This window comes from Streptomyces sp. NPDC002125 (assembly GCF_053593715.1).
This window is the reverse complement of the sequence record NZ_JBSFDD010000017.1, coordinates 125,334-141,288: the sequence shown is the minus strand read 5'-3', so window position 1 is coordinate 141,288 and position 15,955 is coordinate 125,334. Positions and strand designations below refer to the sequence as shown.

General features: G+C 71.3%; 12 protein-coding genes. 4 read left to right on the top strand and 8 right to left on the bottom strand.

Annotated elements, in window-relative coordinates; genetic code table 11:
- Window positions 1-44 precede the first annotated feature (44 nt).
- Window positions 45-758, top strand: a complete 714-nt coding sequence (locus ACWCQM_RS26630) for a PspA/IM30 family protein (RefSeq protein WP_450917633.1) — start codon at window positions 45-47, stop codon at window positions 756-758.
- A gap of 124 nt (window positions 759-882) precedes the next feature.
- On the opposite strand, the gene ACWCQM_RS26625 is transcribed toward ACWCQM_RS26630, so the two are convergent.
- The 6 genes from ACWCQM_RS26625 to ACWCQM_RS26600 all read right to left on the bottom strand — a co-directional run bounded on the left by ACWCQM_RS26625 (window position 883) and on the right by ACWCQM_RS26600 (window position 8,060).
- On the bottom strand, window positions 883-3,465 hold the full coding sequence (locus ACWCQM_RS26625; protein ID WP_450917664.1) for a SpoIIE family protein phosphatase: 2,583 nt from the start codon (window positions 3,463-3,465) through the stop codon (window positions 883-885).
- Between the two features lie 193 nt (window positions 3,466-3,658).
- On the bottom strand, window positions 3,659-4,096 hold the full coding sequence (locus tag ACWCQM_RS26620; RefSeq protein WP_450917663.1) for an ATP-binding protein: 438 nt from the start codon (window positions 4,094-4,096) through the stop codon (window positions 3,659-3,661).
- 481 nt (window positions 4,097-4,577) lie between these two features.
- Window positions 4,578-4,982 carry a (deoxy)nucleoside triphosphate pyrophosphohydrolase gene (locus ACWCQM_RS26615; protein WP_450917632.1) on the bottom strand — a complete coding sequence of 135 codons (405 nt, stop codon included), beginning with the start codon at window positions 4,980-4,982 and terminating at the stop codon, window positions 4,578-4,580.
- Between the two features lie 30 nt (window positions 4,983-5,012).
- A complete protein-coding gene (locus ACWCQM_RS26610) occupies window positions 5,013-5,195 on the bottom strand; it encodes an SPOR domain-containing protein (RefSeq protein WP_241839470.1) in 183 nt (60 codons plus the stop codon).
- Window positions 5,196-5,394: 199 nt separating this feature from the next.
- Entirely contained in the window at window positions 5,395-7,125 is a 1,731-nt protein-coding gene (locus ACWCQM_RS26605) for a purine-cytosine permease family protein (RefSeq protein WP_450917631.1), read from the bottom strand.
- 182 nt (window positions 7,126-7,307) lie between these two features.
- Window positions 7,308-8,060 (bottom strand): GntR family transcriptional regulator, encoded by a 753-nt coding sequence (locus ACWCQM_RS26600; RefSeq protein ID WP_450917630.1) that lies wholly within the window; start codon window positions 8,058-8,060, stop codon window positions 7,308-7,310.
- Window positions 8,061-8,339: 279 nt separating this feature from the next.
- Between ACWCQM_RS26600 and ACWCQM_RS26595 the strand changes: the two genes are divergently transcribed.
- Window positions 8,340-9,683, top strand: coding sequence for a glycoside hydrolase family 18 protein (locus ACWCQM_RS26595; protein ID WP_450917629.1), 1,344 nt, complete (start codon window positions 8,340-8,342; stop codon window positions 9,681-9,683).
- A gap of 85 nt (window positions 9,684-9,768) precedes the next feature.
- On the opposite strand, the gene ACWCQM_RS26590 is transcribed toward ACWCQM_RS26595, so the two are convergent.
- Complete coding sequence (locus ACWCQM_RS26590) at window positions 9,769-11,355, bottom strand: S8 family peptidase (protein ID WP_450917628.1); 1,587 nt, start codon at window positions 11,353-11,355, stop codon at window positions 9,769-9,771.
- A gap of 242 nt (window positions 11,356-11,597) precedes the next feature.
- Here ACWCQM_RS26590 and ACWCQM_RS26585 point away from each other — a divergent pair, with 242 nt between their 5' ends.
- The gene (locus tag ACWCQM_RS26585; protein WP_450917627.1) at window positions 11,598-12,713 is read left to right on the top strand and encodes a threonine synthase; all 1,116 of its coding nucleotides are present in this window, start codon (window positions 11,598-11,600) and stop codon (window positions 12,711-12,713) included.
- A 7-nt stretch (window positions 12,714-12,720) separates the two neighbouring features.
- On the opposite strand, the gene ACWCQM_RS26580 is transcribed toward ACWCQM_RS26585, so the two are convergent.
- Window positions 12,721-13,203, bottom strand: coding sequence for a cupin domain-containing protein (locus ACWCQM_RS26580; RefSeq protein ID WP_450917626.1), 483 nt, complete (start codon window positions 13,201-13,203; stop codon window positions 12,721-12,723).
- Window positions 13,204-13,293: 90 nt separating this feature from the next.
- Between ACWCQM_RS26580 and ACWCQM_RS26575 the strand changes: the two genes are divergently transcribed.
- Window positions 13,294-15,894, top strand: coding sequence for a glycosyl hydrolase family 65 protein (locus ACWCQM_RS26575; protein WP_450917625.1), 2,601 nt, complete (start codon window positions 13,294-13,296; stop codon window positions 15,892-15,894).
- Window positions 15,895-15,955 lie beyond the last annotated feature (61 nt).

The following is a 15,955-nucleotide window of genomic DNA, read 5'->3' as shown; positions in this document are numbered from 1 at the left end:
ACATCGCGCACGTCGCAGTCGTCCGTCGCACAAGGAGAGGTGCCATGAGCAAGCAGACCGTCCTCGGCCGCGTCACCCAGCTGGCGCGGGCCAACATCAACGCCCTGATCGACCAGGCGGAAGACCCGCAGAAGATGCTGGACCAGCTGATCCGCGACTACACGAACAACATCGCGGAGGCCGAGCAGGCGGTGGCCGCGACCATCGGCAACCTGCGGCTGATGGAGGAGGACCACAGGGAGGACGTGGACGCGGCCAGGGAGTGGGGCCAGAAGGCGCTCGCCGCGAGCAGGAAGGCCGACGAGCTGCGGGCCGCTGCGGCGGGCGCGGAGGCCGACAAGTTCGACAACCTCGCCAAGGTCGCCCTGGGGCGCCAGCTCCAGTCGGAGCAGGAGGCGAAGACGGCGGAGCCCACGATCGCGTCGCAGACCGTGGTGGTGGACAAGCTGAAGTCGGGTCTGGACCAGATGAGGAACAAGCTGACCCAGCTGAAGGCCAAGCGCGACGAACTGGTCGCCCGCGCCGCGTCCGCGCAGGCGCAGAACCGGATGATGGACGCGGTCAAGAGCATCGACGTCATGGACCCGACGAGCGAGCTCGGCCGCTTCGAGGACAAGGTGCGGCGCGAGGAGGCCAGGGCGGTGGGCAAGCAGGAGCTCGCCGCGTCCTCCCTGGACGCCCAGTTCGAGCAGCTGGACAGTCTCGGGGACAGCGCGGAGATCGAGGCCCGGCTCGCCGCGTTGAAGTCCGCCTCGTGACCGGAAGACACCGTGCATGACCCGGACGCCGTGCATCACCGGAGCACGCTGCATCACCGAGCGCGCTCCGGGGTCCGTTCCGGGACGGGAGCGCGCTCCGGAAGGTCTCTCCGTACCGCCCCGGTCAGTACATGCTGAGCAGCTGCTCCACGGAGAGTTCGGGCGCGGGCTCTCCGTCGGGCAGCGCCAGCTCGAACCACACCGTCTTGCCGCGCGGGGTACGCCGTGAGCCCCAGGCCACACTGAGCAGCCCGACCAGCTGGAGCCCTCGTCCGCCCTCGTCGGTGTCGCGGGCGCGCCGGCGCCTCGGCTGGACGAGGCCCGCGTCCCAGACCTCGCAGACGAGCGTGCGGTCGCGCAGGAGCCGGAGCCTGATCTCTCCCTCGCCGTAGCGCAGGGCGTTGGTGACCAGTTCGCTGACGAGCAGTTCCGTGGTGTCCACCAGGTCGCCCAGGCCCCAGTCGATCAGCTGTTCGCGGGCCAGCTCACGGGCCAGGCCGACGGAGCGGAGCTCACGCGGGAGCCGCCAGTCCCCCACCGCGTCCGGCGCCAGCCCCTGGACACGGGCCATCAGCAGGGCGATGTCGTCCTCGCCGTGGCGGGTGTCCAGGGTCGACAGCACATGGTCGCAGACGTCTTCGAGGGGCTGCGACGGCTCGGCCAGGGCCAGCCGGAACGCGTCCAGGCCCTCGTCGAGCGGATGGTCGCGGGACTCGACGAGCCCGTCGGTGTAGAGGGCGAGGAGGGAACCTTCCTTCAGCTCCACCTCGACCTCCTCGAAGGGTTCCCCGCCGACACCGAGCGGCATGCCCGGCGGTACGTCGAGGAGCAGGGCGGGTTCGCCCGGCTCGGCCACCACCGGCGGGAGATGGCCGGCGTTGGCGAAGGTGCACCGGCGGGTGACGGGGTCGTACACCGCGTACACACAGGTCGCCAGATAGACCTCGGAGAGGTCCGCCTCGCGTGACTTGTGGGCGGCCCTGGAGGGCCACTGGGCCCCGCCGCCCGCGCCGAACCCGTCGCTCCGCTCGCCCCCGCCGGGGGTGCCGAGCCCTCTGGCGACCTCGTCCAGGGCCGAGAGCACCTCGGCGGGTTCCAGGTCCAGGAGCGCCAGTGTGCGTACGGCGGTGCGCAGTTCGCCCATGGCGACGGCGGCGCGCAGTCCACGGCCCATGACGTCCCCGACGACCAGCGCCGTGCGGTGGCCGGGGAGCTCGATCACGTCGAACCAGTCGCCGCCGACCTCGGTCGCCGTGTTGCCCGGGAGGTAGCGGCAGGCGATGTCGAGCCCCGCCGCCTCGGGGTCGCCCGGCGGGAGCAGGCTGCGCTGGAGGATGAGCGCGCGCTCGTGCTCCCGGCGGTAGAGGCGGGCGTTGTCGATACAGACCGCGGCGCGTGCGGCGAGCTCGGTGGCCAGGGCGCGGTCCCGCTCTCCGAAGGGCTCGCTGCCCTTCGTACGGGAGAACTGGACGAGGCCGACGACGATGTCGTGGGCGACCATCGGCACGGCGAGCGTGGAGTGGACGAAGCCGCGGTCGTCCCCGGGTACGTCGGCGACGCGTCCGGTGCGCAGGGCCACGGCACAGGGTGAGTGGAACGGGTAGCGGTGGACGGAACCGAGTGCGGGCGGGCCGGTGTCCCCGTCGGACGCCAGGCCCTCGCCGGTGCGGGCGCCCGGGACGACCCCGGGAAGCCCGTCGGACACGGCGCTGGCGTGGGCCACCCTGCGCAGCTCCGCCGAACCCGTGCCCGTCTCCTGGTGATGCCGGCCCCAGCTCGAGGGCGAGGCCTCCTCACCCGTGAGCAGGCCTTGGTACAGGTCGACGGAGGCGAGGTCGCAGAAGCCGGGCACGGCGACGTCGAGCAGTTCCCTGGCGGTGGTCTCCAGGTCGAGGGAGTTGCCGATACGGGCGCTGGCCTCGTTGAGCAGGGCGAGATTGCGACGGGCGCTGGCGGCCTCGCGGGCGGCGATGTGCCGTTGCGTGACGTCGGTCGCCAGGCCCGCGATACCGATGGGACGCCCCGAACCGCTGTGCACGCGGTAGAGGTTCATGGACCAGTGACGCCGGGCGGGGGCACCGGGCGGAGTTCCGACGAGCTGGAGATCGGTGACGGCGTCACCCGTCTCCAGGACGCGCCGGAGCGTGGCCGAGAGTCGCTCCGCCTCCGGGCGGGCCAGGTAGTCCTCCACGGTGCGCCCGCGGTGGTCGTCGGCCTCGCCGCCGAAGACGGTGGCGAACCTCTTGTTGGCCCGCACGACGGTGAAGTCGGTGCCGAAGAGGACGAACCCGAAGGGAGATTGGCCGAAAATCGCCTGTGAGGCCGCGAGGTCGGTCTCGATGCGCCGCAACGCCCTGACGTCCACGACGATGCAGAGCGCGGCGCGCTCGCCCGCCCCGGTCTCGCTCGGCATGACATAGATCTCGGCGAGCCCGTGGACCCCGTTCTCACCAGGAATCCGGAACGGGACGAGGCCCGTCCACTCCTTGCCGTCGAGGATCTCGCCGACCCGTCTGTGGGCATCCGGACGCACCTCGGCGGGCATGAAGGCCTCGACCGGGTCCTTGCCCACCACCTCGTCGGAGGCCATGCCGAACAGACCCGCGGCCCGTCGGCTCCATTGCTCGATCAGCCCGTCGGGCCCGATCGAGAACGACGCGACCCTTATGTAGTCATAGATCGAGCCAGGCGGGCTGCTCTGCCACACGACGTCGCCCGCTGTCCCAGGTATCTCGCTCACGCGACCGTCCCCTCCAGCTCACACACCGGACCGGTCCTGCCCGCAGTATTCAGCACTACGGGCCTCACCGGCACGGCGTTCACGATCACAGCACGGTCTCAGTCCCTTTCAGCCAGGTTCTGCCCGACCTCTGGTGATCGCTGTGCGTCCCTCCCCACTCCTAACCAGACAGAGGGAGCTCGAACCACACGGTCTTGCCGGTCTTTCCGCGCCGGGTTCCCCAGCGGCGCGCAGAACAAGCCACCAGCTGCAGTCCACGGCCCCCTTCGTCCTCGGGTCCGGCACTGCGTTCGGTGGGCGGATCCGGAACCGGATCGGAGACTTCCACCAGCAGATGCCGCTCCCCGCCCGTGGCACCGGGCTCTTCGCCGTCGGGATGCGGCCACACCAGCCGGACGCCGATCGGACCCGAGGCATAGCGCAAGGAATTGGTCACCAGCTCGCTGACGAGGAGTACGGCGACATCGCCCACCGCCGCGTCGAACCCCCAGTAGTGCAGTGCGTCACGGACCGCGTGCCGGGCACTGCGCACGGAGCCCGGCACCGCCGGAAAGCTCCATTCGGCGCGATCGCCATCGGTATCGGTCACGCCGATCACTTCCCAGGGCCGGCTGCGGGGCGCATTCCCCTTCAAGGGTCTTATCGGCACATACCCGATATTCAGTACAACCTATCGCCGACAGTGACGGATGGGGCGTACGGGTGTATGCGGCCACGTCGGCGGCCGGACCCCTGACGGGTACTGGGGGCGCACCGAGCGCCCGGCGGCCGGGAGCCCTGACGGGCGACGGGGGAATGCCGGGCAGGCGCGCGGGCAGGTCGTCGCGCGCCCGGGCCGACAGCGCCGGTACGGGCAGAACGGCGTACGGGCGCGGAGGCGCAGACGCGCGGACAGGCAAGGCAGGCGCAGGCGCGCGGGCAGGCCGGCCCAGAGACAGTCTGAAGCAGCCGCACGCACAGGCGCGGACAGGCGGGGCGGACACGTACAGCCAAGGCAGGCGGAGCGAATGCGGGCGCACCGGGCAGCGCGGGTGCGCCGGGCGCGGGCGCCCGGTCGCGCCGACCGCACCGCCCCCGGATCAGACGCCGCGGTCCTCGCTCAGACGGCGTACCGCCTCGGCCACCGCCGGGCGGTCCTGGTCCAGCCAGTCGACGGCGTCCGCCTCCTCCGGTGCGAGCCAGCGCAGTTCGTCGTGGTCCTCCAGCGGGCTGGGCTCGCCCGACACCAGCCGGACCATCCAGACCCGCAGCACCAGCCCGGGCTTCAGCGGCCACTGACCCGGGATGCGCTCCAGCGGCTCGGCCTCCACACCGAGCTCCTCCCGGAGCTCCCGCACGAGCGCCTGCTCGCCGCTCTCGCCGGGCTCCAGCTTGCCGCCGGGCAGCTCCCAGCGGCCCTTCAGCTCGGGCGGGGCGCTGCGGCGGGCGGCCAGGAGCCGTCCGCGATCACAGACGGCCCCGGCCACCACCACGGAATCACTCATGCGCCGGAGCGTAACCGCTGTCCCGTCCTGTTACGGGCGCGCGCTCCGGCTCGTGCGTTCCACCCAGTAGAGCTGCTTGTGCCCGTTGCGGTCCAGGCCGTCCGCGATCTTCTGCGCCTCGTCCTGCGTCGCATAACGGCCGACGCGATACCTGTTGCCGTTGTCGTCCTGTCTGATCACCAGCCAGGGGAGCACGGCGCCGCTGTCGGTCATGGCGTTCCTCCCCAGCATCTCGCCCCTCTCCCCACTGGTGTGCACGTCTCTAAGGATCCCCAGGAAACCGCAGTACGCATATGCCCGAGCGTACGCCTGACCTTCACTCAGCGGATGCGTCTTTGCACAAAGAGACACGCATCCGGCCAATCCAAAGGGGGCGCACTCTCTCGAATGCGCCCCCGCCTCCCCTCTCGGGTCAGCCGGCCGGTGTCCGCGCGGGCGGCAGGGTCGGCACCGGCATCAGCACCGGGCCCGCGGCGGGTTCCTTGCGGCAGACGTCCCCGCACTCCGCGTCCAGCGAGCAGCACAGCGAGCAGATCGGCCCCGACTGGACCGGGCAGTCGGCGATGTCGGGCAGTTCGTAGGCGGTCTCGCAGACCGTGCAGTTGTGCGTGGCGGTGATGTCGGCGATCTCGACGTCCGGGCCGTTGACCGGGTTCGGCCGGGCCAGGTAGTACTTCCCCTTCGTCAGCCAGGCGATCAACGGGCAGAGGATGAGGGCGAGTCCGGCCGCGATGAAGGTGGAGAAGGCCTCGGCGTACCTGCCGAACAGCCCGAAGAAGGCGAGGATCGAGACGGTGGACGCGATGACCATCGCCCCGAAGCCGGCCGGGTTGACGGCGTAGAGGTAGGCGCGCTTGAACTCGATGTAGCGGGGGCTCAGCCCGATCCGCTTGTTGATGACCAGATCGGCGGCGACGGCCGCGATCCAGGCGATGCCCACGTTGGAGTAGAAGCCGAGCAGCTTGTTCAGCGCGGCGAACATGTTCATCTCCATCAGCGTCAGCGCGATGGCGAGGTTGAGGAAGATGTACCAGACCCGGCCAGGGTGCTTGTGCGTGATGCGGGAGAAGAAGTTCGACCAGGACAGCGAGCCGCTGTAGGCGTTGGTCACGTTGATCTTGATCTGGGAGACGATCACGAAGACGGCGGCGGCCGGCAGCGCGAACGATCCGAGCCAGGGCTTGAGGGCTTCGATCTGCGGTGCGATCGGCTCCAGGGCGTGGGTCTTGCCGACCGCCTCCAGCGCGACGAAGGCGAGGAACGCGCCCCCGAGCTGCTTGGCCGCCCCGATGATGACCCAGCCGGGACCGGCGGCAAGAACGGCCAGGTTCCACCGCCGCTTGTTGGCCTCCGTCTTGGCGGGCATGAAGCGCAGATAGTCGGCCTGTTCACCGATCTGGGCGATGAGCGAGAGCGCGACGCCGGTGCCGAGCCCGAAGGCGATCCAGGAGAAGCCGGAGCCTGCCCCCTCCGTACCGCCGAAGGAGCTGAACGCGCCCCAGGAGTCCGGGGCTTCGAAGGCGAGCACCACGAAGGGCAGCACCATGCCGATGATCCAGACCGGCTGCGTCCAGGCCTGCACCTTGGCGAGCGCGCCCATGCCCCGGAACACGATCGGGATGACGATCAGCGTGGTGACCAGGTAGCCGATCTCCACGGGCAGCCCGACCGCCTGGTGCATGGCCTGGGCCATGATCGAGCCCTCGAGGGCGAAGAAGATGAAGGTGAAGGACGCGTAGATCAGCGAGGTCAGGGTCGAGCCGAAGTAGCCGAAGCCCGCCCCGCGCGTGACCAGGTCCATGTCCAGGCCGTACTTCGCGCAGGCCCGGGCGATCGGTATGCCCGTGAGGAAGATGATCGCCGCCGCCGCGAGGATCGAGGCGAACCCGCTGGTGAATCCGTAGGTGAAGACGATGGAGGCGCCGATCGCGAAGTCGGCCAGATACGCGATGCCTCCGAGCGCCGTCCCCGCGACCATCGACGGTGACCACCGCCGGAAGGAGTGCGGGGCGTAGCGCAGGGAGTAGTCCTCGCGGCTCTCGTCGGCCGCGAGCCTGGCGTAGCTGCGCCGGGGCTCCCGAGAGCCTTCCTGCGGCTCCTGGGGCGGCGCCTCGCCCGGCGTGGGCGTTGCGATGTCCGTCATCGGTGACTTCCCGTTCGTCGGTCCGGTGTGCGGGTGACGAACGGGAAGGTAGGAGCTGAACATGACAAGCCGTCACGACGGGGCGTTGCCCGCCGGTTAAGCGCGGCGCACGGGGGTTAACTCCGCATCACGAGCGGCGGACACGCCATCTCTCCCACCGGTCACCACGACTGCCCCACCGGTCACTTGACCGGCAGATGGTAGGCGATCCTGTAGCGGTCGGCGGGCACCACGACATCGGCCGTCTCCACCGCGAGCCCCGACGCGTAGTACGTCCGGCCGATCACCATCACCACATGACCCGGAACGCCGCCGAGCGCCAGGAGCTCCTCCGCCAGCCCCGGGCGCGCGCCGACCTCCTCCGCGACGTTGTCCACGACGATGTCGATCGCCGCCATGCGGTCGACCACTCCGCAGCCGCCGAGCGGTCCCTCCTCCGGCAGCATCACCGGTGTGCGCCCGGTGACCGCCAGGGGCTCCCAGGACGTGGACAGCATGATCGCCTCACCCGCCTCCCGGAAGACGTATCCCGTGCGCATCACGCGGTCGCCCGGCTCGATCCCGAGCCGCTCGGCGATCTCCGCGCTCGCCCCCTCCTGCTCGCTCCGGGACTCCCAGGTCCCCCGGACCCCTTCCGCCGTCTGTTCCTGGCGGAACGGCGTGACTCCCACCCCCGGGCGATAACCGGAGCGGGCGATCCGGCGCGGCACCGGACGCTCCCGCACATACGTCCCCGAGCCCGAGCGCCCCTCGACGAGCCCTTCGGCCATCAGCACCTTGCGCGCCTCCAGCGCGACGGTGTCCGAGACCCCGTACTCCTCGCGGATGCGGGCCTGCGACGGCAGGCGGGTATGGGGCGGCAGCGCGCCGTTGACGATCTTCTCCCTGAGATCGCTCGCCACGCGCAGATAGGCGGGCTGCTCACCGAAAGGCACAGGCCACTCCCAACAGGTTGACAGACAGCAACAGCGTCGCAACCGTGGGTTGAGTACCGCAAGCACGGGCCAGAGTTTCACTCGATGTGATGATTCCCCGTCGACCAGCGCATACCTGGAGCAGGTGCGCGGCAGTTCCCCACCGAGCCTTGACCGTTTTTGGTCCAGACCAATACGTTTCCCTGTGCACAGCACGGCTCCCGCTGCCCGTCGGCACCGGAACATCCCTCGGATCACGCACCCGGACCAACTCCGGGACTACGCACAGGAACGAGCCCCATGCGTCGAAGAACCCTGACCGGAACCCTCACCGCCGCCTGCGCCCTCACCCTGCTCGCCGGACTCGCCCCCGCCGCCACGGCCGACGGCTCCGACCGCTCGTCCGGCCACCGCGACCGCGCGTACCGGACCGTCGGCTACTTCACCCAATGGGGCGTCTACGGCCGCGACTTCCAGGTCAAGGACCTGGAGACCAGCGGCACGGCGGCCAAGCTGACCCACATCAACTACGCCTTCGGCAACGTCAGCGCCGAGGGCCGGTGCTTCACGGGCAACGTGCCCGGTGAGGCCGACGCGTGGGCCGACTACGCCCGCCCGCTGGACGCCGCGGGATCGGTCGACGGGGTCGCCGACACCGACACGCAGCCCCTCGCGGGCAACTTCAACCAGCTGCGCGAGCTGAAGGCCGCGCACCCCGGCCTCAAGGTGATGATCTCCCTGGGCGGCTGGAGCTGGTCCACGCACTTTTCCGACGCCGCCAGGACCCCCGCCTCCCGCAAGGAGCTCGTCCGGTCCTGCATCGACCTGTACATCAAGGGCAACCTGCCGGTGGACGGTGCGCGCGGGGGCGAAGGCGCGGCTGCCGGGCTCTTCGACGGCATCGACCTCGACTGGGAGTGGCCGGGCTCCGCCGGTGACACGGACACGGTGTACCGCCCCGAGGACAAGCGGAACTTCACCGCCCTGGTCCACGAGTTCCGCACCCAGCTCGACGCCTACGCGAAGAGCAGCCGGAAGGGGAAGCCGAAGCACTACGAGCTCTCGGCGTTCGTCCCCACCGCCCCCGCCAAGATCGACGCGGGCTTCGACGTGCCGCGCATCATGCGGGACTTCGACTTCGTCAACCTCCAGGGTTACGACTTCCACGTGTCGGGCGAGAAGACGACGGCCCAGCAGTCCGCGCTGTACGCCAAGGGCGACTTCAGCGTCGACCAGACGGTCCGCGACTGGATCAGGCGCGGCGCCCCGGCCCGCAAACTCGTGATGGGCATGCCGTTCTACGGCCAGGGCTGGACGGGTGTCACCGGGGGCGGCGACGGGCTCGGACAGCCCGCGACGGCGCCCGCCCCGGCCACCTACGCCGCGGGCTACGAGGACTACAAGGCGCTCAAGAAGCTCGCCGACTCCGGGAAGTTCACGGTCCACAGGGACGCCCGCAACGGCCATGCCTGGCTGTTCGACGGCACCACCCTCTGGACGTACGACGATCCGCGGGTGCTGCACGGCAAGACCTCGTACATCCGCGACAAGGGCCTCGGCGGCGCGATGTTCTGGTCGCTGGACGGCGACACGGACGACGGGGAGCTGATGACCGCCGTCGACCGGGGGCTGCGCCGGGGCTGAGAGCCCTTCCGCCGGCCGAGGCCGGTGGGCGCGGGGCGGGGCCGCCGCCCCGCCCCGCGCCCACCCGCTCATCGAGCGGCCCGCATCAGAACTGCAGGGCCCACGAGTTGATCCGCCCGGTGTCGTAGGTGGCGTTGTCGGCCACCCGGAGCTTCCAGGTGCCGTTGGCGGTCTCGGACGAGGCGTTGACCGTGTACGTGGTGATCACGTTGTCGGCGCTGCCGCCCGTTCCGTACGCCTTCAGGTTGTAGACCGAGCCGTCGGGTGCGACCAGGTCGATCCTGAGGTCACCGGAGTAGGTGTGCGTGATGTTCACCGGGACGCTGAGCGCGGACGGCGCGCTGCCGGTGACCCCGGAGACGGTGATCGGGGACTCCACCGTGGAGTTGTCGGCGATGGCGTAGCCGGTCGTGCTCTCGAACTTGGTGCCGGTGGGCGGCGGGGTGGTGCCGCCCGAGCCGACGTTCAGCAGCTTGTTCGGGGAGCCGGTGCCCGGGCTCGTCACCACACCGCTGGTCGCGGCGGCCACCAGTCCCGCGGAGACCTGCGCGGGGGTCTGGCCCGGGTGGTCGGCGAGGTACAGCGCCGCCGCACCGGCGACGTGCGGGCTCGCCATCGACGTGCCGGAGATGGTGTTGGTGGCGCTGTCGCCGGTGTTCCACGACGAGGTGATGGAGGAGCCCGGCGCGAAGATGTCCACGACGCTGCCGTAGTTCGAGAAGCTGGAGCGGGCGTCCGTGCTGGTCGTGGAGCCGACCGTGATCGCGTCGGCGACGCGCGCCGGGGACTTGGTGGAGGCGTTGGTCGACTCGTTGCCCGCCGCGACGGCGAAGGTGATGCCGGAGTCGATGGCGCTCTGCACCGCGGCGTCCAGCACGGAGTCCGCGCCGCCGCCCAGGCTCATGTTGGCCACGGCAGGCTTGACCGCGTTCGCCGTCACCCAGTCGATGCCCGCGACGACCTGTGCGGTGGTGCCGGAGCCGCTGTTGTCCAGGACGCGTACCCCGACGATCTTCGCCTTCTTGGCGACGCCGTACGAGGTCCCCGCGACGGTGCCCGCCACGTGGGTGCCGTGGCCGTTGCCGTCCTGCGCGACGTTGTCGCCGTCGATGGCGTCGTAGCCGTTCGAGGCACGCCCGCCGAAGTCGCTGTGGCTGATGCGCACACCGGTGTCGATGATGTACGCGGTGACGCCCCCGCCCGCCGTGTCGGGGTAGGTGTAGCTGCTGTTCAGCGGCAGGGCGGTCTGGTCGATCCGGTCCAGGCCCCACGAGGGCGGCGAGGGCTGGGTGGCCGAGATCGTGAAGGTGCGGTTCTGGACGACCGACTCGACGGCCGGGTCCGCGGCGAACTTCTTCGCCTGCGCGGCGGAGAGTTCGACCGCGTAGCCGTTGACCGCCGCGCGGTAGGTCTTCTTGATCTTCGCCCCGTATTCCGCGGCGAGCGCCCTGCCCTCGCTGGAGTCGGCTTCGGCGGCGGACTCGTCGAGGGTGACGATGTAACTGCCGCTGATGGCGCCCGGGGCGCCCGCGTTCTCGATCACGCCTTCCGGCGTGCCGTCGGAGGCGGCGGCGGGGAAGGCCGCAGCGGTGGCGAGCGTCAGGACGGCGCCGGTTATGACGCTGGTCGCGGCCAGTCTTCGCGCGTAGCGTGAGGGACGTTCGGCTGCCATGGGGGGGTCCTCCTCGGTTGCGGTGCACTGAGTGGGGATGCATGGGGGTGCATGGCCCGCATCGCGTCGCCTGGGGGTGTGTCAGGTAACGCGGCAGGATCAATCATGCGCATGACAATTCAGACACGACGGAACCGCGCTCCATGTGGCTTCATGTGAGCGGCACGCCGTGCTGTGCGAAAGATTGGCCGATCCATAGGAATCCCACAAGGGCGTCATGCCCTGGGCAATACATTGGCCACATGCAGGACACACGGATGCCCACGGCGGCCTACGTCTGCCCCGAGGACGGTTCCCGGGCCGACGCCACCACGCTGACCTGGTGCTGTCCGGTCTGCGGCGGCCCCTGGGACCTCGACGCCGGTGACCCGCCACCGGTCCGTCGCGACGCGCTCCCCGGGCGCGTCAATTCACTCTGGCGTTACGAAGAGGCCCTTCCCCTCGCCGCCCCGTCCGTCTCCCTCGGCGAGGGACGGACCCCGCTCGTCCCCCTCACCGACCGGGTCTCGGCCAAGCTCGACTTCCTGATGCCGACGCTCTCCTTCAAGGACCGCGGCGCCGTCATGCTGGCCGAACTCGCCCGCAGGCTCTCCCCGGAGCGGGTCGTCGCGGACAGCAGCGGCAACGCGGGCACGGCCGTCGCCGCGTACTGCGCCCGTGCCGGCCTGCCGTGCACGGTGTACGTCCCCGAGGGGACCTCTCCCAAGAAGACCGAGCAGATCGGGGCCCACGGCGCCCGGCTGGTGACCGTGCCCGGAGGGCGCGAGGCGACGGCCGCCGCCGCCCGGACCGCCGCCGGGGAACCGGGCACCTTCTACGCCTCGCACGTCTTCAACCCGTACTTCCTGCACGGCACGAAGACCTACGTCTACGAGATCTGGGAGGACCTCGGCGGCACCCTGCCGGACGCCATCGCCGTGCCCGTCGGCAACGGCACCCTGCTGCTGGGCGCCGCCCTGGCCACGGCGGAACTCCTGGCCCACGGCCTGATCGACCGCCGCCCCGCGCTGATCGCCGTACAGGCCGAGGCGGTGTCACCGCTGGCCGCGGCGTTCCGTGCGGGGGCGGACGGCCTCCCCGGCGCGCCCGGGAGTGCGGGGCCCACCCTCGCCGAGGGCATCGCCATCCCCCGTCCGCCGCGCGCCCGGCAGATCCTGGCGGCCGTGCGGGAGTCGGGCGGCACCTTCCTGACGGTGACCGAGGACCAGCTCCGGCACGCGCAGAAGGACCTGGCGGCCCGGGGCTTCTTCGTGGAGACGACCGGGGTCGCCTGCTGGGCCGCCGTGCGCGAGGTGGAGGACCGCAGTGTGGTCGTCCCCCTCTGCGGGGCGGGCCTCAAGACCGGCCTGGCGACCTGAGCACCCGTCAGTCCGTCCAGTAGGTGTCGTGCTTGATGAAGAACTCCGCCCGCTGCTTCTCCGGCCAGTCGGAGACCTGGCCCACCTTCTCGAAGTACTCCTCGCGGGGCGCCCCCGGTGTGAAGAGCAGCAGCATCGACGCGGGCTCCTCGGAGTCGTTGCGGAAGGCGTGCAGGCCGCCCTGGGGTACGTACAGGAAGTCGCCCTGTGTGGCGTCGACCCACCGCTCGCCGTCGTAGATCCGCACCGTCCCGTCGAGGATGAAGAACGACTCCGAGATCGACCGGTGGAAGTGCTCGGCCGGGCCGCCGGCCTTCGGGCCCATGTTGATCCGGTAGAGCCCGAACTCGCCGTGCGTCGACCCGGCGGTGGCCAGGTAGTGGGTGCTGCCGCCGCCGCGTGTGAGCAGATTCGGGGCGGTGTCCGCAGGGCGGTAGTCCGCGCTGATCTCGCCCTCGCCGCCGGCGTAGATGGGTTCGGGATACGACATGCCGCTCTCCCTGCCTCCGGTCGTGGACCGGTCCGCTTCTCCCGCGCGCCGCTCCCGCACCGGCCGCGCCGTCTTCCCTACCTTCGTACGGTGAGCCTCAAGCGCATTTCCCTTCTCACGCCGTTGGTCGCGGGCGCGCTGATCGCGCCTCTGCCTCCGCTCTCGTACGCGGCCGGGCACACCCCGGAACCCGTGTGCGGCCGGGCGGACTCCCCTTCCGATCCCTCCTGGGCCCCGACGTCCACGGTCTTCGGCGAGGCCGCAGGATACGACCCCTACGTCGGCAACGGCTACCTGGGGCACCGCGTGCCCGCCGCCGGCGCGGGATACGCCGCCACGGGCGAGAAGACCGGCTGGCCCCTCTACACACCACGGTACGACGGAGCCTTCGTCTCCGGTCTGTACAGCCGCGACAAGGACCTCGCCGAGGGGCGCGAGGTGATCGCCGCGCTGCCGAGCTGGACCACGCTCGACGTCCGCGTGGGCTCCGAGACGTACGGCTCCGCGACCCCCACGGGCAGGATCTCGCGCTACCGCCAGACCCTGCGTCTGCGCTGCGGCGTCGTGGTCACCTCCCTGCGGTGGACCACCGCCGACGGCCGTGCGACCGACCTGACCTACGAGGTGCTCACCGACCGCTCCGACGTGCACACCGGCGCCGTACGCCTGCGGATGACCCCGCACTGGAGCGGCACGGCGACGGTCACCGGGCGGCTGGACGAGCGCGGGGCGCGCCGGGTCACGGTGGCGGGCGACGGCACGTTCCGCACGCTCGGCACGGGCGTCAAGGGGGCGATCGTCCAGCGGGGCACGGACGGCGCCCGCACCACCCGGGTCAGGGCGGGCCGCTCGTACACCTTCGAGAAGTACGTCGGCATCGACACCGCCCTCACCTCCCGCACCCCGCTCGCCTCGGCCGGGGCCGCCGCGGACCGCGCGGCACGGCGCGGCTGGTCCGGGGTCCTCGCCGGGAACGCGGCGGCCTGGCGCGAGGCCTGGGCCTCGGACGTCAGGGTGCCGGGCAGCCGGGACCTCCAGGCCTGGCTGAGGGCCGCGCAGTACGGGCTGCTCGCCAACACCAGGACCGGCTCGTCGGACAGCGTCGCCCCGGCCGGGCTGACCAGCGACAACTACGCCGGCATGGTCTTCTGGGACGCCGAGACCTGGATGTATCCGGGGCTGCTCGCCACCCGCCCCGAGCTGGCCCGCTCCGTCGTCGAGTACCGCTACCGCACCCGGGACGCCGCGCGCGCGAACGCCCGGAAGCTGGGCTACGAGGGGCTGTTCTACCCCTGGACGAGCGCGAGCAGGGGGCGGCTCGACTCGGAGTGCCAGAGCTGGGACCCGCCGCACTGCCTCACCCAGAACCACCTCCAGGGCGACATCGCGCTCGCCGTCTGGCAGTACTACCTGGCCACCGGCGACCGCGCCTGGCTGGCGGAGCGGGGCTGGCCGCTGCTGAAGGGCATCGCCGACTTCTGGCAGTCGCGCGCCACGGCGAACGCCGACGGCACCTGGTCGGTGAAGAACGTCGCGGGCCCCGACGAGTACAGCAACGGGGTCACGGACGGGGTCTTCACCAACGCGGTCGCCGCCACCGCCCTGCGCAACGCCACCCGCGCCGCCGCACTCCTCGGCCACCCGGCACCCGCCGGCTGGGCCCGGGTCGCCGACGGACTGCGCATCCCGTACGACGCCGGGCGGAAGGTCTTCCTCCAGTACGCCGGCTACAACGGCTCCACCATCAAGCAGGCCGACACGGTGCTGCTGGTCTATCCGCTGGAGTGGCCGATGGAGGAGGGCGCCGCGGCGGCGACGCTCGACTACTACGCCGCCCGCACCGACCCCGACGGCCCCGCGATGACGGACTCGGTGCACGCGATCGACGCCGCCGCGATCGGAGAACCGGGCTGCGCCACGTACACGTATCTCCAGCGCGCCGTACGCCCGTTCGTCCGTGGCCCGTACAGCCTCTTCTCGGAGGCCCGAGGCGAGAAGTCCGGTGCCGAGGACCCGCTCTCCGGTTTCCCCGCCGAGGACTTCCTCACCGGGAAGGGCGGCTTCCTCCAGGTCTTCACACACGGCCTGACCGGGCTCAGGCTGCGCGAGGACGGCGTACGCCTCGACCCGCTCCTGCCGCCGCAGCTCCGTGACGGCGTGGAGCTGACGGGCCTGCGCTTCCGGGGCAGCACGTACGACATCGCGGTCGGCCCCCGGAGGACCACGGTCCGGCTGACGGACGGCGCCCCCTTCACCGTCCACACCCCGACGGGCCCCCGCCGCCTCTCCGGCACCCTCACCCTCCCCACCCGCCGCCCGGACCTCACCCCGACGGCTGACGCGGCCCGCTGCCGCCCCGCGACGGCCACCTCCGAGTCCCCCGGTCTGTACGCCGAGGCGGCGGTGGACGGCAGTCCGTCCACGTCCTGGTCCCCGGACGGCGCGGCCGGCACCCTGACGGTCACCCTGCGCCGGGCGACCCGGATCGCGGCAGTCACCCCCCGCTGGACGGACATCGCCCCGGCGGCCCACACCCTGGAGACCTCCCTCGACGGCCGCGCCTGGCGCCCGTTCAGGCCCGGGGACACGGCGCGCCAGGTCCGGCTGACGGTCCGCTCGGCGGACGCGGAGAAGCCGACGGGGGTGACCGGGCTGACGGTCCGCCCGGACGAGCGGAGTGCCGGGGACTGACCGTGAGTTAGATCGCTTAACGCCGGTACGGGTTGCGGACGGGGATGGTTCTCATGTTCGG